Below are 16,503 nucleotides of genomic sequence, written 5' to 3'. Positions count from 1 at the left end.
CGGCGAGCGCGGCGGGGTGCGCGGCGAGCGGGGAGGCGGCGACGGTCAGCTCCTCGCGGGGCGCAGCGGCGTACCGGGCGAGGTCGGCCCGGGCGGCGTCGATGCGCAGCAGCAGGGACCCGGCGTGTTCGAGCAGCCGCTCCCCGGCGGGCGTCGGGGTGACCGGGCGACGGCCGAGCAGCGGCAGGCCGAGGTCCTGCTCCAGGGCCGCGATGTGCTGGGAGACCGCCGACTGCGTGTAGCCGAGTTCGCGCGCCGCCGCGGAGAACGAGCGGAGCCGGGCGACGGTGACGTACGTACGCAGGAGGTGCGGGTCCATCGTGGTGCGTCCCTCAGTGCTCGTCGGGGGTGATCAGCGCCTGGGCGTAGTACGCGAGCGAGCGGTTGTAGCGGGGCAGCAGCGGGGCGAGCGCGCCGAGCGCGAGCGAGGCGGCCTCGCGCTCGCGGCCGGTGTCCGTGAGGCAGAGCCCGAGGAAGGCGTCGACCGCGCCGGCGAGCGCCCGCTCGTCGGCGTCGAGCCGCTCGGCGGGGATCGCCCGCTCCGCGGTGAGGAGTTCGACGCCGCGCTCGGGCCGGCCGAGGTTGCGCAGGCTGCTGGCCATCTGGATCACGGCGCGGCGGCGGCGCAGCCCGGTGAGGCCGAGGTCGAGGGCGCGCCGGTACAACTCCACGGCCTGCTCGGGCAGTCCGGTGGAGTCGTGGGCGGCGCCCTGCTCGAAGAGCGCGGGCGCGTCGTCGGCGGGCCGCTCCGCGGCGAGTTCGGCGATGCGGGCGCGGAAGTCGGCCGGGTCGTGCGCGTCGATCGCGGCCCAGAGGGCGGCGACGCGGTCGTCCCAGGTCGTGGTGGCGTCGGTGGTCATGAGGGCGAGCCTAGCGCCGGTCATCAGCGTTCGTGATGGAGAGTGCAGAAATCATCGTTGGACGTGAACACGGGTCTTTGAACAGCATGTTCTCCATGACGAAGAACCTGAACACGAACCGCACTCCTCGTATCGCCCTCGTGGGCGACCGCTCCCCGCACGTCCGCTCGCACGTCCGGGTCCCGATGCTGCTCGACGCGCTCGCGGAGCGCGACGGGCTGATCCTCGACGCGTACTGGATCGAGACCGCGGACGCCGCCGAGCCGGACGCGGTGCGCGGCTTCGACGCGGTGTGGCTGTTGCCGGGCAGCCCGTACGCGAGCGAGGAGGGGGCGCTGGCGGCGATCCGGACCGCGCGGGAGGAGGGGATCCCGTTCCTCGGGACCTGCGCGGGCTTCCAGCACGCGCTGCTGGAGTACGCGCGGGACGTCTGCGGTCTGGAGCGCGCGGCGCACGCCGAGAACGACCCGGCGGCGGACGGCGGCGATCTGCTGATCGCCCCGCTGGCCTGCTCGCTGGTCGGCCACGAGGGCCCCGTGCGGGTCGAGCCGGGCTCGCTCGCCGAGCGGGTCCTCGGGGCGGAGCGGTCGACGGAGCGGTACCACTGCAACTACGGCCCGGACAACCGCCACCTGGACACGCTGCGGGCGCACGGGATGCGCTTCTCGGGCGAGGACGAGGACGGGCAGGTGCGGATCGCGGAGCTGCCGGGGCATCCGTTCTTCCTGGCGACGCTGTTCCAGCCGGAGCTGGCCGGGGACGGGACGCGGCCGCATCCGATCGTGCGCGCGCTGGCGACGGCGGCGGTGGAGAAGGCGGCGGTGCGGGTGGCCGGGGTGTAGCTCAACTCATGCGCACGACGAGATGGGCGCGGTCCCGGCCGCGCTCCACCAACCGTGCGTTGACCTCGTCGGACTCCCGGACCCAGCGCTCGGCGCGGTCCCGGTCCTTGCCGAACCGGACGTGTCGTTCGATCAGCCGGGGCACACGGCGCCGGTCGTCGAGCTCCAGGTACCAGACCTCGTCGAGGAGGGCCTGGACCGGGGCCCACGGACCCTCGTCGTGCAGCAGATAGTTCCCCTCGGTGACGACGAGGGGAACGTCGGCGGGAACGGGAATCGCCCCGGCGACCGGCTCCTCCAGGGTCCGGTCGAAGGCGGGCGCGTACACGACGGCGTCGGGCTCGGGGGTACGGAGCCGGGCAAGGAGGTGCGCGTACCCGGCGGCGTCGAAGGTGTCCGGGGCGCCCTTGCGCTGCTCCCGTCCGAGCCGCCGCAGCTCGGCCTGGGCGAGGTGGAAGCCGTCCATCGGCACGAGCACGGCAAGCCCGTCGAGCCGCGCAACGAGCCGGTCCGCGAGCGTGGACTTCCCCGCCCCGGGCGCCCCGGCCAGCCCCAGGATCCGGCGGCCACCGGGCGCGGCGAGGCGGCGGGCGCGGGCGGCGAGCTCGTCGAGCTGAGCGGAGTCCATGGCGTCATTGTCGCTCCGGGAGGTCGAGCTCGGCCCGGACGGTCTTGCCGACGGGCACGCGGTCGTGCACCGCCCACCGGGAGGCCAGGGCCTCGACGCCCTCGCAGCCACCGCCTGGGCCGCCTTCGTCGGCTACGCGACGCGTCCCTGACGCGGCCTTGTCGTCCGCTCGGCTCGTTGTCGGTGGGCGCTGTTACGTTCGGCGGCATGACGGACTTCCTGCTGAGCGTGCTTCGTGAGCGGCCACGCCTGGCCGAACTGGCCGCCGGGCCCTTCGAGTTCGACCTGGACCGCGCCGAGCACGGCGAGGAGGTCGTCCTGGCCTCGGGCGGGCCGCTGGAGCCGATCGCGGGGGACGGGGCGGGCGGGACGTACTTCCTGTGTGACGGGCGGGCGGTGCTGTACGCCTCGTCGGAGGGGCAGGCCGGGCTGCTCGGAGACAGTGTCGGGGAGGCGCTGGAGGTCCTGCTCGGCTTGCCGGGGTGGCACGACGCGGTGGGGTACGGCGGGACGGGGGAAGCCCTCGTGGCGGCGGGGGCCGTGGAAGCGGACATGCGGGACTCGTACGTGCCGGAGCTGGACGCGATACGGGCGGAGCTCCTGGCAGGGCTCGGGCTTCCGGAGCGCTCGCCGTCGGAGCTGCTGGCGCGGCTGCACGCGGCGCTGCTGCGTACGGAGCCGGAGTTCGTCCTGCTGACCGCCGAGGAGGGACTGGCGTACGAGCTGCTGGACGGGCTGCCGCGCCCGTCGCTGCGGGAGAGGGTGCTGGCGTCCGGGGCGCTCGCGGACGAGGAACTCCCCGCTCCGGAGGACGAGTTCGGATGGATCGCGCTCGCCGCACGGCGGGGGCTGACGGCCGAGGCCCGGATACGGCTGATCCGGCTCCTCGGCGACACCGGGCCGGACGCGGTGCGGCTGGGCCGGATCGTGGCGGGCCTGGAGTCGGTGGGCGACCCGGCGCACGCGGCCCGCGCCCAGCGGCTGGTCCTGTCCCTCCAGGACACGGCGCTCACCCGGGGCTCGGCCGCCCGGACCCTGGCGCGGCTCGAACGCCTCGCGGGCGACGCGGCGGCGGCCCGGCGCACCCTGGACCTGGCGGTCGCGGTGCTGGACGCCGGGCCGCCCGCTGCGGAGGCATCCGGGCAGCAGGAACTGGACCTCGGCCTGCCGGAGCCGCCCGTCGACACCTCGGCCGAGGGCTGGCGGCGGCGCGGCCTGGGCCGCGGGGTGGCGGAGGAGTACCTGAGCCTGGCGCTGGCAGAGGCGGAGGCGGGCGACGCCGAACAGGGCCGCACCGCGCTGAAGGAAGCCCGTACCCTGCTCGACGGCATGACCGGTCCGCTCGGCGGACTCGGCGAACTGTCGCGGCGCGCCACATGGGCCGTCCAGCGGCTACGGGGGGCTTGATGAGACGACGAATGATCGCGACCGACCTGGACGGCACTTTGCTGGACTCCGCCGGGCGGATCAGCCCGCGGACCCGCGAGGTGGTCGGGCGGTTGCGGGCGGCGGGGTGGTTGCTGGTGCTGGCCACGGCCCGCCCGGTGCGGGCGGTGCGGCCGATCGTCGCTGAGCTCGGGCACCACGCGGTCGTGGTGTGCGGCAACGGATGCCTCACGTACGACTTCGCCGCCGAGGCGGTGGTCGACTACCGACCGGTGACGACGGACCGCGTCCGGCACGCGCTCGGCGTGCTGCGGCGGAACGAGCCGTCCGCGCGGATGGGCGCGGAGCGGCACCTGGAATTCCTGCTGGAGCACACGTTCACCCTCGGCTCGGCCGACGCGGGGGGCGCGGTCCGGGTGGAGACCCTGGACGGCGCCCTCGACGACACCGGGGTCGGCAAGCTCCTGGTCCAGCTCGACGGCGACGCCCTCGACTACCGCGGCCGGGTCGCGGCGCGGCTGTCGGAGGGGTACGAGGTGACCGCCTCCGGTTCGGCGTTCTGCGAGATCACCCTGGAGGGTGTCACCAAGGCGTCGGCCCTCCAGCGCATCGCCCAGGCCCACGGCTTCACGGCGGCGGATGTCATCGCCCTCGGCGACATGCCCAACGACCTCCCCGCCCTCACCTGGGCCGGCACAGCCGTAGCCGTAGCCAACGCCCACCCCGAGGTCCTGGCCGCCGCCGACGTCGTCACCCATTCCAACGACGACGACGGAGTGGCCCGCCACTTGGAGTCCCTGCTGGAGCAAGGGATGTGACGCATCGTCAGTTCACGCAGTACCCGGAGATCCTCACGTGACACGTCCCGTCGGCGACGATGAAATGGCGGTGAAGCCGTCTATCGTCACCATCATGACGAAACGTTCCGCTTCTCTGCCGCCGGACTCCCGGCGATGAGCGATCCCGCCGAACACCGGCGCTTCGCCCGCCATCTCGCGGCCCTCGGCGCCGTCGCCGAGGCGGACGAGGCGGAGTTGGTGACCACCGTCCTGGGCGACGAGGACACGACGATGGCGGTCAGCGCGGTGATCCGCCACCTGGACCGCCGGGCCGCGCAGCTGATGAGCGATCCGCGGTTCTCCGCCTGGGCCCACGCCATGGCCGCGGCGACCGGAGAGCACGACTTCCTCGTCCGCCGTCTGCACGAGTGGACCCTGCTCCGCAGGATCGCCCAGGCCGAGCCGTGGACCGCCGAGGAGGTCACCGGCGCATCCGACTGGCTCCAGCGCACGGCCGCGACGAACACCCGCCTCGCCGCCGACCCCGAGGTCCTCGGTCTGCTCGCCGTGCGCGGACGCACCCGCCGCGTCCGCACCGCGGCAGGCCTCCGGCTCCGCACCCCGGACCTGTCGTAGCCCGCGCGCCTTGCCGGCGCCGCCGCCCCACCGGCCGAAACCCGTCCCTTGCGTACCAGGAGTAACTGCGCTTACCGTCAACGGACTTGAGGAACGGGAGGGAACCATGGAGAGCAACAGGCAACCCGAGGACGACACCCGCACCAAGCCGGAGATCAAGAAGGTGGCCGTCAAGGACGAGGCCAGGAAGCGCGACCGCCTCACCATCGACAAGCGGCCGTCCACCTGACCGGGCGGGCGTCGGCGTCCGGCGTGGCACTTCGCACGCCGCACGCCGCCGCCCCATCCCCGTCCGTCGCCGACCCCCGTCCCCGTCCCCGTCCGTCGCCGACCCCCGGCCCCGTTGACCGGCACGACACGGAAGGCCGCATGCGCGTTCATCTGGTGACCATGCCCTGGCAGCCCATCGACCTGCCGTCTCTGCAGATCGGCCTGCTGCACGCCCTCCTCACCCGCACCCGCCCCGACGACGAGGTCCGTGAGTTCCACGGCTCGCTGCGCTGGGCGGAGTTCCTGCTCGACCGGACGGACGGGCTGCTGCGGCCCGCCGACCACCTCGAGGTGGGCAGCGACTCGATCTTCGACGGGCTCGGCGACTGGGTCTTCTCCGGCGTGCTGTACCAGGACCCCGACTGGGGCGTCGCGCGGCTCGACGCGTACGCGGAGCGGCGCGGGATCCCGGTGGACAAGGCGCATGCGATGCGCGTGCACGCCGCCGCGTTCGTCGCGCGCAGCGCCGACGAGATCCTCGCCGACGACCCCGACGTCGTCGGCTTCACCAGCACCTTCATGCAGAACGTCGCCTCGCTCGCGCTCGCCGCCGAGCTCAAGCGCCGCCGCCCCGGCCTCACCGTGGTCTTCGGCGGCAGCAACTGCGACGGGCCGATGGGCCACGCCCTGCACCGCAACCACCCCTTCGTCGACCACGTGGTGCGCGGGGAGGGGGAGTACGCGTTCCCCGCCCTTCTCCACCACCTCGACGCCGGCACCCCGCCCGCCGACGTGCCCGGCCTGTGCTGGTGGGACGGCGGGACCTCGCGGGCGAACGAGGAGTCGCGGCGCACGGTCGCACCGCTCGACATCCCCTCGCCCGAATACGACGTCTGGCACACGCAGCTGGAGGCCTCCCCGGTCGCCGAGTACGTCCGGCCCAAGCTGGTCGTGGAGGGCGCGCGCGGCTGCTGGTGGGGCGAGAAGCACCACTGCACGTTCTGCGGCCTCAACGGTTCGGCGATGGCGTTCCGGGCCAAGCCCGGCGAGCGGCTGTGGGACGAGGTGGACCGGCTGGTCCGGCGACACCGCATCCTCGACGTCGTCACCGTCGACAACATCATCGACATGGCGTACTTCACGGACTTCCTGCCGCGCGCCGCCGACAGCGGCTGGGACCTGCTCATGCACTACGAGGTCAAGTCCAACCTCACGCACGAGCAGTTGGAGCTGCTCGCCCGCTCGGGCGCGGTGCACATCCAGCCGGGCATCGAGAGCCTCAACAACCGCGTCCTCGGCCTGATGGACAAGGGCGTCACCGGCTCCCGCAACGTCCGCACCCTGCGCGAGTGCGCGGACCTGTCGCTCACCTGCACCTGGAACTACCTGTACGGCTTCCCGGGCGAGACGGCGGCGGACTACGACCCGGTCGTCGCCCAGTTCCCCGCGCTCGTCCATCTCCAGCCGCCCGGCGGCGCGTTCCGCATCCAACTGGAGCGCTTCAGCCCGCACTTCGCCGACCCGGCCCTCGGCTTCGCCGAGCGGAGCCCGGCCGAGATGTACCGCCATGTGTACGACCTCCCCGAGGCCGAACTCGCGGACCTGGTCTACCTCTTCGACACCCCGCCGCGCGGCGTCGACGGCGCGGCCGAGGAGCGGCTCACCCGGGCCGTCGCCGACTGGCGGGACGGACACGCCGGTTCGACGCTGCTCATGGAGACGGACGCGGAGGGCGCACTTCTCGTGCACGACCGACGGAGCGGCTGGCCGGAGCGGACGCACCGGCTGACCGGCTGGGAGGCCGCCGCGTTCGCGCACCTGGAGCACGGCCGCTCGGGCCCGGCTCTGCACCGGCTTCTCACCGGGGCCGAGGAGGGGCACGACGTCACGGCGGAGCGGCTCACCGAGTGGCTCGACGAGGGCGTGGCGCTCGGGCTGCTGTTCTTCGACGGACGGTCGTACGTGTCGCTGCCGCTGCGGAACGCCCCGATCGGCGCGCTCGCGGACGACGTCGAGGCGGTGACCGTATGACCGCCGTCCTGCCGCTCGGCGCGGGCGGCCGCGCCACGGCGGAGGCGGTGCGCCTGCTGCGCGAGTGCCAGAGCGCGGCGCGCACGGTGCGCTGGGTCCCGGACGCCGAGCCGCCGAGCTTCGACACCGCGCTGCTGCACCACCTGCCGCCCCCGGAGTCCGGCCACCCGGCGTGGGCGTCCAGGTATGCGTACGGGCTGCTCTACCACCGCCGCGGGCCGGACTTCGTGCAGGTCATGGACCGGCGGGACCCGGCCGCCGCGGCCCGGTTCACCCTGGACCAGCCCGCGCTGCTCGACGCGTTCCTCGCCGTCCAGGAGCCCACGGCCCTCGACGGGCTCGACGCGGCCGGGCGCGAGGCCGTGGCGCTGCTCGCGGACGAGCGGCTGGTCCTGGTCACGGACGGCTGGGCCGTGGCGCTGCCGCCACGGCTGCGCCGCTGGCCCGTCCCCTGCACGAGCGTCTGACCTGTGACGGCTTCGCCCAGCGGGCCCCCGTCGACCACGGACGCGGTCGCCGAGGCGGACGCCGGCATGCCCTGGCGGGCGTTACGCCGGCACCGCCCGTTCCTCCTGCTCTGCGGCGAGCAGGCGGCCAGTTCGGTCGGGCGGCAGATCACCGCGCTGGCGCTGGCGCTTCTGGCCGTGACCCGACTCCACGCGGGCCCGTTCGGGGCGTCGGCGCTGCTGGCGCTGACGTACCTCCCCGGGGCCGTGCTCAGCCCCTTCGCCGGGGTCCTCGCCGACCGGGCCCGGCTGCGTCCCCTGACCGTCACGCTCACCGCGCTCCAGGTAGTCGTCGTCGGCTCGGTCCCGCTCGCCGGGGCGTTCGGGCGGCTGAGCCTGCCGCATCTGTACGCCGTGGCCGCCCTGTCGGGCGCGCTGACCTGGACGCTCTCGGTGGCTTTGCAGGCGGCGCTGCCCCGCGTCGTGCCGCCCGGACAGCTGCTCGCCGGCAACTCGGCGCTGACCGGGGCACGTACGGCAGGCCAGATCGGCGGGCCCGCCCTGGGCGGCGTCCTCGTCGGCCTCGTCGGCGCGTCGCCCGCGCTCCTCGCCGGCAGCGCCGCGTACGCCGTCGAGGCCGTGCTGCTGTTCGCGCTGCCCGCGGCGCTGAACCGGCCGGCCGATACGGGCGGGGGCCGCGGCCCCCGGTTCGCCGGGCTGTGCGAGGGGTTCGCGGTGGTCCGGGCGGAGCCGGTACTGCGCCGGCAAGTGCTGGCGGGGGCCGGGTTCAACCTCGGCAGCGGCGCCGCGGACGCCCTCTTCGTACTCTACGCAGGCCGCGAACTGAAGCTGGCGCCCTGGCAGTTGGGGTGCGTGTACGCGACGTTCAGCGTGGCCACGGTCGCCGGGGTGGTCCTCGCGGGCCGGTTCGCGACGACGATCGGGCTGTACCGGGCGACGCGGATCTGCGCGCTGGCAGCGGCCTTCTCGATCTTCCTCGTGCCGGCCGCGTCGCTGGGGCTCGCCTTCCCCGCCCTGCTCGCGTACCAACTCGTCTTCGGCAGCGCGGCCACGGTCTGGGCGATCTCGATGACGACCACGCAGCAGCTGATCGCCCCACCCGGGCTCCAGGGCCGCGTCGCCGGCTTCGCCCAGGCGGCACTGCTGACGACCGTTCCGGTCGGTGCGCTGTCCGGCGGCGCGCTGGCGGCCTGGCTGGGCAACGTCCCCGTACTGACCGGCGCGGCGGCGACGACCGTGCTGGCCGCCGGCTCCTTCTGGCTCCCGCGGCGTCGTTCCGGGCGCACAACACCGCAAGCACCGCCGGGGACATGACCGCCGCGCGGGCGCCGCCGCATGTGGGGCGGCGCCTGCGCAGGCGGATCAGACGACGCCGGAGTCCGTGATGACGATCTCCTTGGAGGTGCGGCCGGAGGGGCGGCTGCCGAGCTTCTCGATCTCCGTGACGACGTCCATGCCCGAGACGACCTCGCCGAAGACGACGTGCTTGCCGTCCAGCCAGTCGGTCACGATCGTGGTGATGAAGAACTGCGAGCCGTTCGTGTTCTTGCCCGCGTTGGCCATGCTGAGCAGGCCCGGACGGGTGTGCTTCAGCTGGAAGTTCTCGTCCTCGAACTTCTCGCCGTAGATGCTCTTGCCGCCGGTGCCGTCGCCCCGGGTGAAGTCGCCGCCCTGCAGCATGAACTCGGGGATGACGCGGTGGAACGGGGAGCCCTTGTAGCCGTAGCCGTGCTCGCCGGTGGCCAGCTCACGGAAGTTGCGGGCCGTCTTCGGGACGACGTCGTCGTACAGCTTGAACTCGATGCGGCCGAGCGACTGGCCGTCCGCGGCCACCTCGAAGTACACGTTCTGGCTCATGGCGCTGCTCCTCTGGGTTTTCGAATGATCGAACCCCAGGATAGGAGACCCACCCCTGAGGCACGCAGCCGAGCACCGCGAGACACGCGGAACGCCCCGCACTCGCCGAGTGCGGGGCGTTCTGTGTCGGACGGTCAGTCCTCGTCGGCCGTCAGCCGCAGCGAGATGGAGTTGATGCAGTACCGCTGGTCCGTCGGGGTCGGGTAGCCCTCGCCCTCGAACACATGGCCCAGATGGGAGCCGCAGCGGGCGCAGCGGACCTCGGTGCGGGTCATGCCGTGGGTGCGGTCCTCCAGGAGCTCGACGGCCTCGCTGTCCTTCGGGTCGAAGAAGGACGGCCAGCCGCAGTGCGACTCGAACTTCTCGTTCGAGGTGAAGAGCTCGGCCCCGCACGCGCGGCAGGAGTAGACGCCCTTGGTCTTGGTGTCCGTGTACTCACCGCGGAAGGCCGGCTCCGTCCCCGCCTGGCGCAGCACCTGGTACTCCGCCGGGGACAGCTCCGCCCGCCACTGCTCGTCCGGCTTCTCGACGTCGTACGCCATCACTCGCTCCTCGGCTCGGCTTCAGCTCGACAGGCGGGCGAGGATCCTCGGACCCAGGTCCGTGACGTCGCCCGCGCCCATGGTGAGAACGAGGTCACCGGGCTTCGCCATTCCCGCGATCACGTCCGGGACGGTGTCCTTGTCGTGGACGGCGGTCACCTCGGCGCCCGCGGCGCGGGCGGCGGCGATGATCAGCTCGCTGGTGATGCCCGGGATCGGGTCCTCGCGCGCCGGGTAGATGTCCAGGACCACGGAGCCGTCGGCGAGCGCGAGGGCGTCGCCCATCTCCTTGCCGAGCTCCTGGGTCCGGGAGAACAGGTGCGGCTGGAAGACCACGAGGAGCCGGGACGCCCCGGCGGCGCCGCGCATGGCCTCCAGGTCGGCGGTCATCTCGGTGGGGTGGTGCGCGTACGAGTCGATCACCTGCACGCCCGCGGCCTCGCCCTTGAGCTGCAGGCGGCGGCCGACGCCGGTGTACGCGGTGAGGGCCTGGGCCAGCTCGGCCGGGTCGATGCCCACGCGGGAGCCGGCCGCGAGGGCGGCGGCGGCGTTGTGGGCGTAGTGACGGCCGGGGACGGAGACGGTGAAGGCGTGCTCGACGCCGTCGAGGGCGACGACGACCCGGCTCGTCATGCCGTTCGGGGTGATCTCCAGGATGCGGGCGTCCGCACCCTCGTCCTCGCCGACCGTGAGTACCTGCAGGCCCTCGCGGTCCGCGACCCGGCGGGCCAGCTCGCGCGCGCCCGCGTGCTCGCCGACGACCAGCGTGCCGCCGGGGCGGATCTTGCCGACGAAGGCCTCGAAGGACTCGTAGATCTCGTCCATCGACGCGTAGTTCGCGTGGTGGTCCAGCTCGACGTTGAGGACGATCGCGACCTCGGGGTCGTACTTCTGGAAGCTGCGGTCGCTCTCGTCGGCCTCGGCGACGAAGACGGGGCCGTCGCCGTGCAGCGCGTTGGTGCCGGGGCCGGCGAGGTCGCCGCCGATCGCGTACGAGGGGTCGAGGCCCAGCTCCGTCAGGGCGACGGCCAGCATCGAGGTGGTGGTCGTCTTGCCGTGCGTGCCGGCGACCGCGATCGCGCGCAGGCCGTCCATGAGGGAGGCGAGCGCGTCGGAGCGGTGCACGACCGGGATGCCGAGCTCGGCGGCGCGGGCCAGCTCGGGGTTGTCGGCGCGGATGGCGCTGGAGACGACGACGCAGGAGGCGTCGTCGGCGAGGTGCGCGGCGGCGTGCCCGATGTGGACGGTCGCGCCGAGCGCGCGCAGCGCCTCGGCGGTCGCGGACTCCTTGGCGTCACTGCCGGCGACCTTGGCACCACGCTGGGCGAGGATCTTCGCGATGCCCGACATTCCGGCACCGCCGATGCCGATGAAGTGCGGCCGCTCCATGGCGGCGGGAACGGCGGCGGCAGGGATGGCGGAGGCCATGCGGTTGTCTCCCCGGGGTGCGACTGCGACGTACGTATGAGGCCCCCAGCGTAGTGGCTGGGGGCGGAGAGTCCGGCGAGGGCGGACCTGGGGCCGGACTCCCCCGGGCCCGCCTCGGGCGTTCGGGCTACTCCTCCTCGGCGCTGTGCGCGAAGAGCTTCAGGACCGGGACGCCCACTTTGTGCCGGGCTCTGGAGGCCCAGTCCCGATGGAAGAACTCCTCCACGTAGTGCGGAGCGGTCAGGACGATGACCTCGTCCGCGTCCGACTCGTCGACCACGGCCTTCATCTTGTTCAGGGGGTGGTCCTCGACCACTTGTCCGACCGCTTCGCAGCCCGCGTCCCGCAGCGCCTGCAGGGAGTGCTCCAGGGCCTGCTCGGCGGGCATCCGGGCCGCCTTCCCCTCGGGTTCCTCGCCCTCGCGCCGGGCCTCTTTCAGCTCGCCCATCGCGACGTCGTCGATGGCGCGCAGCAGGACATCGGCCTGGTCGCCCCTGGGCTGCATCAGCACGATGAACGACACCCGCTCGGCACCGTGCAGGGTGGTGACGAACTCCACGTCGACGGACGTCAGGGGCTTCTCGATCATCAAAACGCTTGTGAACACTTCGGAGCCCTTCTGCGGAAACCATCCTTCCCCGTGCCCGCACGGGGTTTGCGAGAGTAAGTGTGCCCAGCGGAAGCTAACCGGAACGGGAAATTCCGGCACTTGTCAGATCCGACGGTAGCGGGTGTACAGGAACCCGGCCTCCTCCAGAACGGAGGCGAGCGAGAACCGCGCAGGGACGGTCACGGACGGGCCTCCGGCGATCCGCTGCGCGCTCCCCGCGGTCATGGTCGGAGACACCGTCCAGCACAGCTCGTCCAGCGCCCCGGAGGCCACGAACTGCCCGAGCAGCCTCGGACCGCCCTCGGTGAGCTGGCGCCGCAGCCCGCGCGCCACCAGCTCCCGCTTCGCCCGCTCCGGGTCCACCCGGGTCCCCTCGCCGGCCCTGACCACCTGCGCGCCGGCCCGCTCGGCCGCCGCCACCCGCTCCGCGGGCGCGTCCTCGCCGGTGAGCACGAGGGTGGGCGCCAGCGGCGAGGTGAAAAGCGGAAGGGAGAAGTCGAGGTCGAGCGAGGAGGTGATGATCGCGATCACCGGCGCGGGCCCCTGCCCGGCGGCGGCCCGGCGGGCCGCGAAGGCCTCGCGGGCCCGGGCGGGGCGGTACCCCTCCTGGCGGACCGTTTCGGCCCCGACGACCACCACGTCCGCGAGCGCCCGCAGGGTGCCGAAGATCCGCATGTCGGTGTCGGAGGAGATCGGCTGGGAGCGGCCGTCGTGCTGGGCCGCTCCGTCGAGGGAGGAGACCATGTTGGCCCGCAGCCAGACGCCGTCGGGGGCCTCGGCCAGGTCGGGGTAGGCGTAGGCGTCGGCGAGCTCGTCGAGGGACCACTCCCTGTCGCCCGCGGCGTCGTCGTTGGCTGTCATGTCCGTCACAGGGAACAGGCGTCGCATCCTCGCAGTCTGACACGCCCCTTACAGTGGGGAACTGTGTCGACCCGTGCCCTCCCCGAAGCGTCCCCCACCGAGGCGACGCCCGTGTCCCTCTGCGCCCGCGAGCCCCATGTGCCCGCCGACCGTCTGGTCGCGGAGATGGTGCCGCCGCCGCGGTTCGACTCGGTGCGTTTCGACACGTACATCCCGGACCCGAACCAGGCCAGCCAGTCCGAGGCCGTCGACGTCCTGAGCGCCTTCGCCGACGGGCTGGGCGGCGCGCACGCCTCCGGCTCGGGCCGGCGCCGCTGGTTCTCCCGCGCCCCGAAGAAGACCGCGCCGGCGGGCCCCCGCGGGGTCTACCTGGACGGCGGCTACGGCGTCGGCAAGACCCACCTTCTCGCCTCGCTCTGGCACGCCACCCCGGCCGAGCCCGCGCTCAAGGCCTTCGGCACCTTCGTGGAGCTGACGAACCTGGTCGGCGCGCTCGGCTTCCAGCAGACCGTGCAGACCCTCGGCGGGCACCGGCTCCTGTGCATCGACGAGTTCGAGCTGGACGACCCGGGCGACACCGTCCTCGTCTCCTCGCTGCTCAGCCGCCTCGTGGAGCAGGGCGTCGCGCTCGCCGCCACCTCGAACACGCTGCCGGGCAAGCTCGGCGAGGGCCGGTTCGCCGCCGTGGACTTCCTGCGCGAGATCCAGGGGCTCTCCGCGCACTTCCGCCCGCTGCGGATCGACGGCGAGGACTACCGGCACCGCGGACTGCCTCAGGCTCCCGCGCCGTACTCCGAGGAGGCGGTGACCAAGGCCGCGTACGCCACCCCCGGCGCGAGCCTCGACGACTTCCCGCACCTGCTCGACCACCTGGCCCGCGTGCACCCGAGCCGGTACGGCGCGCTGACGGACGACCTGACGGCGGTCTGCCTCACCGACGTGCAGCCGATCCCCGATCAGTCGACGGCGCTGCGCCTCGTCGTCCTCGCCGACCGTCTGTACGACCGCGAGATACCCGTGCTGGCCTCCGGGCTGCCGTTCGACCGGCTGTTCAGTGAAGAGATGCTGAAGGGCGGGTACCGGAAGAAGTACTTCCGGGCGATCTCCCGGCTCACCGCACTCGCTCGCGACGCAAAGGGTCTTGTGGACCAGTAGGTTGGGGGCCATACCCGATCGAAAGGGATTCACCATGGCCGCAACGCGCAGCGCTCACGCCGTCTGGGAGGGCGACCTCCTCAAGGGCTCGGGCGTCGTCTCCCTCGACTCCTCCGGTCTCGGCTCGTACGACGTGTCCTGGCCCGCCCGCACCGAGGAGCCCAACGGCAAGACCAGCCCGGAAGAGCTGATCGCCGCCGCGCACTCCTCGTGCTTCAACATGGCCTTCTCCAACATCCTGGCCAAGGCCGGCAACCCGCCGGCCCGCCTGGAGACCAAGGCCGACGTGACCTTCGTGCCGGGCACCGGCATCACCACCAGCCACCTCACGGTGCGCGGCGAGGTCCCGGGTCTGGACGCGGACCAGTTCCAGTCGCTGGCCGAGGACGCCAAGAAGAACTGCCCGGTGAGCCAGGCCCTCACCGGTGTCACGATCACGCTCACCGCCGAGCTCGTCTGATCCCTCCCGGCGCATACGTCACATGAGGCGACGTGGACCCGCATGGTTCACGTGTCACCACAGCGCGTGGTACACACATGCGGGTCACACGTCACATCTGCACCACGTCAATACCTGTCCGCCAACAGGAAGTGGGTTGCCTCATGTCCGCAACACGACGTCAGATCCTGTCCCGTACCGGCGCGTCCGTCGCCGGCATCGCCTTCACCGGGGCCTTCTCCGAAATCTTCGCCGGCACCGCCGCCGCCCGCGGCCATTCCCCCGCCGCCGGCTACGGCCCGCTGATCCCCGACCCCGCCGGCCTGCTCGACCTGCCGAAGGGCTTCCGCTACACGGTCCTGTCCCGCGAGGGCGACCCGCTCCGCTCCGGCGAAGGGCCGGTGCCCAGCAATCACGACGGCATGGGGGCCTTCGCAGGCCGCCGCGGCCGCGGCCGCGTTCATCTCGTCCGCAACCACGAGAACCGGGTCACCGCCCGGATCGGCGTGCCGACCGTCGAGGGCCTGACGTACGACCCGGCCGCCAAGGGCGGCTGCACGGCACTCACCCTGGACGGCCGGAACAACGTGCTCGACGAGCGGGTCGCCATCGCGGGCACCGCGGTCAACTGCGCGGGCGGGCCCACTCCTTGGGGTACTTGGCTGACCTGCGAGGAGACCGAGGACCGGGCCGGGACCAACGGCTACACCAAGGACCACGGCTTCATCTTCGAGGTCGACCCGGCCGATCCGCACCGCACCGGCGCCGTCCCGCTCACCGCGATGGGCCGGTTCCAGCACGAGGCGATCGCCGTCGATCCGGAGAGCGGCATCGTGTACGAGACCGAGGACGCCTTCCTGAAGCCGTTCGGGCTCTTCTACCGCTTCCTGCCCGAGAAGCCGCTGGGCGGGACGGGTTCGCTGCGGGCCGGCGGCGCGCTGGAGGCGATGCGGGTGCCGGGCGTGCCGGACCTGTCCGTGATCCAGGAGACGGGGGCACGGTTCGAGGGCGTCGAGTGGGTCCCCGTTCCGGATCCGCAGGCGGCGCAGACCCCGGTCCGCCTGCAGGACTTCGGCCCGAAGGGCATCACGCACGCGCAGAAGCTGGAGGGCTGCTACTGGGGCGGCCGCGCGGTGTACTTCGTCTCCAGCTTCGCCCGCGCCAAGGACGGCTCGGGCGCGACCCACTTCGGCCAGGTGTGGAAGTACGAGCCGGACCGCCGCCGGCTCACCCTCGTCGTGGTCTTCGGCCCCACGACCGACATCCAGCTGCCGGGCGAGTCCCCCGACAACATCTGCCTCGCGCCGACCGGCGGGCTGATGGTGTGCGAGGACGGCGAGGGGGCGCAGCACGTCTACGGCGTGAACCGGCGCGGCCAGGTGTACGCGGTGGCGCGCGGTGCGAACGACATCGGAAGCCCGGACGCCCCCGAGTGGGGCGAGTTCGCGGGGGTCACCTTCTCGCCGGACGGCCGGACGATGTACGTCAACTGCTACACCCCGGGCACGACGTTCGCCGTGACGGGGCCGTGGTGCTGACGCTTCCCCCTCCGGCGGTGTCGGGTCACAGGCGATAGGTGATGATCGGATAACTTCCGTTCGTGACCATTTCTGTACGAAGACTGACGGCACTTGCCGTTTCGGGGGCTGTTCTGGGGGCCGTCCTGGTCGGCTGCGGCACGGGCGGCCCCCCTGAGGCGGCCCCCCGCGACACCGCGGCCGGGCGCGCCACGTCGGCCTCGCCGACGACCCCGAAGACCCCGCCGCCCGCGA

At 73.0% G+C, this 16,503-nt stretch carries 20 protein-coding genes; 12 read left to right on the top strand and 8 right to left on the bottom strand.

The features are described 5' to 3' along the window. Nucleotides 1-319: LysR family transcriptional regulator (locus VIU94_RS34640; RefSeq protein ID WP_331917777.1), on the bottom strand; the 319-nt coding region annotated here is incomplete at its 3' end. 13 nt (nucleotides 320-332) lie between these two features. Beyond that, entirely contained in the window at nucleotides 333-860 is a 528-nt protein-coding gene (locus VIU94_RS34635) for a tetratricopeptide repeat protein (RefSeq protein WP_331917775.1), read from the bottom strand. Between the two features lie 95 nt (nucleotides 861-955). Between VIU94_RS34635 and VIU94_RS34630 the strand changes: the two genes are divergently transcribed. Further along, entirely contained in the window at nucleotides 956-1,702 is a 747-nt protein-coding gene (locus VIU94_RS34630) for a CTP synthase C-terminal region-related (seleno)protein (protein ID WP_331917773.1), read from the top strand. Nucleotide 1,703: 1 nt separating this feature from the next. On the opposite strand, the gene VIU94_RS34625 is transcribed toward VIU94_RS34630, so the two are convergent. Continuing rightward, on the bottom strand, nucleotides 1,704-2,330 hold the full coding sequence (locus tag VIU94_RS34625) for a nucleoside/nucleotide kinase family protein (protein ID WP_331917771.1): 627 nt from the start codon (nucleotides 2,328-2,330) through the stop codon (nucleotides 1,704-1,706). Between VIU94_RS34625 and VIU94_RS44820 the strand changes: the two genes are divergently transcribed. From VIU94_RS44820 to VIU94_RS34585, 8 genes are all read left to right on the top strand, one after another. Further along, complete coding sequence (locus tag VIU94_RS44820) at nucleotides 2,329-2,481, top strand: hypothetical protein (RefSeq protein ID WP_414721061.1); 153 nt, start codon at nucleotides 2,329-2,331, stop codon at nucleotides 2,479-2,481. The genes VIU94_RS34625 and VIU94_RS44820 overlap by 2 nt on opposite strands. A gap of 56 nt (nucleotides 2,482-2,537) precedes the next feature. Beyond that, nucleotides 2,538-3,737 (top strand): hypothetical protein, encoded by a 1,200-nt coding sequence (locus tag VIU94_RS34615; RefSeq protein WP_331917769.1) that lies wholly within the window; start codon nucleotides 2,538-2,540, stop codon nucleotides 3,735-3,737. Nucleotides 3,738-3,748: 11 nt separating this feature from the next. Further along, entirely contained in the window at nucleotides 3,749-4,534 is a 786-nt protein-coding gene (locus VIU94_RS34610; protein ID WP_331917767.1) for a Cof-type HAD-IIB family hydrolase, read from the top strand. A gap of 135 nt (nucleotides 4,535-4,669) precedes the next feature. Further along, nucleotides 4,670-5,131, top strand: a complete 462-nt coding sequence (locus VIU94_RS34605) for a hypothetical protein (RefSeq protein WP_331917765.1) — start codon at nucleotides 4,670-4,672, stop codon at nucleotides 5,129-5,131. Nucleotides 5,132-5,237: 106 nt separating this feature from the next. After that, on the top strand, nucleotides 5,238-5,360 hold the full coding sequence (locus tag VIU94_RS34600) for a hypothetical protein (protein ID WP_331917763.1): 123 nt from the start codon (nucleotides 5,238-5,240) through the stop codon (nucleotides 5,358-5,360). A gap of 140 nt (nucleotides 5,361-5,500) precedes the next feature. Next, nucleotides 5,501-7,372, top strand: coding sequence for a RiPP maturation radical SAM C-methyltransferase (locus VIU94_RS34595; protein ID WP_331917761.1), 1,872 nt, complete (start codon nucleotides 5,501-5,503; stop codon nucleotides 7,370-7,372). After that, nucleotides 7,369-7,839 (top strand): DUF5825 family protein, encoded by a 471-nt coding sequence (locus VIU94_RS34590; RefSeq protein WP_331917759.1) that lies wholly within the window; start codon nucleotides 7,369-7,371, stop codon nucleotides 7,837-7,839. Before VIU94_RS34595 ends, VIU94_RS34590 begins: the two co-directional genes overlap by 4 nt. 3 nt (nucleotides 7,840-7,842) lie before the next feature. Beyond that, the gene (locus VIU94_RS34585; RefSeq protein WP_331917757.1) at nucleotides 7,843-9,153 is read left to right on the top strand and encodes an MFS transporter; all 1,311 of its coding nucleotides are present in this window, start codon (nucleotides 7,843-7,845) and stop codon (nucleotides 9,151-9,153) included. Nucleotides 9,154-9,201: 48 nt separating this feature from the next. Here VIU94_RS34585 and VIU94_RS34580 read toward each other — a convergent pair whose 3' ends face one another. The 5 genes from VIU94_RS34580 to VIU94_RS34560 form a co-directional block, all read right to left on the bottom strand. Further along, entirely contained in the window at nucleotides 9,202-9,696 is a 495-nt protein-coding gene (locus VIU94_RS34580) for a peptidylprolyl isomerase (protein WP_331917755.1), read from the bottom strand. Nucleotides 9,697-9,830: 134 nt separating this feature from the next. Next, nucleotides 9,831-10,238, bottom strand: a complete 408-nt coding sequence (gene msrB / locus VIU94_RS34575; RefSeq protein WP_331917753.1) for a peptide-methionine (R)-S-oxide reductase MsrB — start codon at nucleotides 10,236-10,238, stop codon at nucleotides 9,831-9,833. Between the two features lie 21 nt (nucleotides 10,239-10,259). Further along, nucleotides 10,260-11,666, bottom strand: coding sequence for a UDP-N-acetylmuramate--L-alanine ligase (gene murC / locus VIU94_RS34570; RefSeq protein ID WP_331917751.1), 1,407 nt, complete (start codon nucleotides 11,664-11,666; stop codon nucleotides 10,260-10,262). Nucleotides 11,667-11,793: 127 nt separating this feature from the next. Then, nucleotides 11,794-12,273 carry an indole-3-glycerol phosphate synthase gene (locus VIU94_RS34565; RefSeq protein ID WP_331917749.1) on the bottom strand — a complete coding sequence of 160 codons (480 nt, stop codon included), beginning with the start codon at nucleotides 12,271-12,273 and terminating at the stop codon, nucleotides 11,794-11,796. Between the two features lie 105 nt (nucleotides 12,274-12,378). Further along, entirely contained in the window at nucleotides 12,379-13,164 is a 786-nt protein-coding gene (locus VIU94_RS34560; RefSeq protein WP_331917747.1) for a pyrimidine reductase family protein, read from the bottom strand. Between the two features lie 36 nt (nucleotides 13,165-13,200). On the opposite strand from VIU94_RS34560, the gene zapE reads away from it, so the two are divergent. The 3 genes from zapE to VIU94_RS34545 all read left to right on the top strand — a co-directional run bounded on the left by zapE (nucleotide 13,201) and on the right by VIU94_RS34545 (nucleotide 16,269). Continuing rightward, complete coding sequence (zapE, locus tag VIU94_RS34555) at nucleotides 13,201-14,292, top strand: cell division protein ZapE (protein ID WP_331917745.1); 1,092 nt, start codon at nucleotides 13,201-13,203, stop codon at nucleotides 14,290-14,292. Nucleotides 14,293-14,326: 34 nt separating this feature from the next. After that, entirely contained in the window at nucleotides 14,327-14,752 is a 426-nt protein-coding gene (locus tag VIU94_RS34550) for an OsmC family protein (protein ID WP_331917743.1), read from the top strand. Nucleotides 14,753-14,895: 143 nt separating this feature from the next. After that, complete coding sequence (locus VIU94_RS34545) at nucleotides 14,896-16,269, top strand: alkaline phosphatase PhoX (RefSeq protein WP_331917741.1); 1,374 nt, start codon at nucleotides 14,896-14,898, stop codon at nucleotides 16,267-16,269. Nucleotides 16,270-16,503: the final 234 nt, after the last annotated feature.

It is taken from the genome of Streptomyces sp., from assembly GCF_036566765.1.
In the GTDB taxonomy this organism is placed as follows: Bacteria; Actinomycetota; Actinomycetes; order Streptomycetales; family Streptomycetaceae; genus Streptomyces.
Note: the sequence above shows the minus strand (reverse complement) of the source record. Positions and strands in the feature narration are given on the sequence as shown.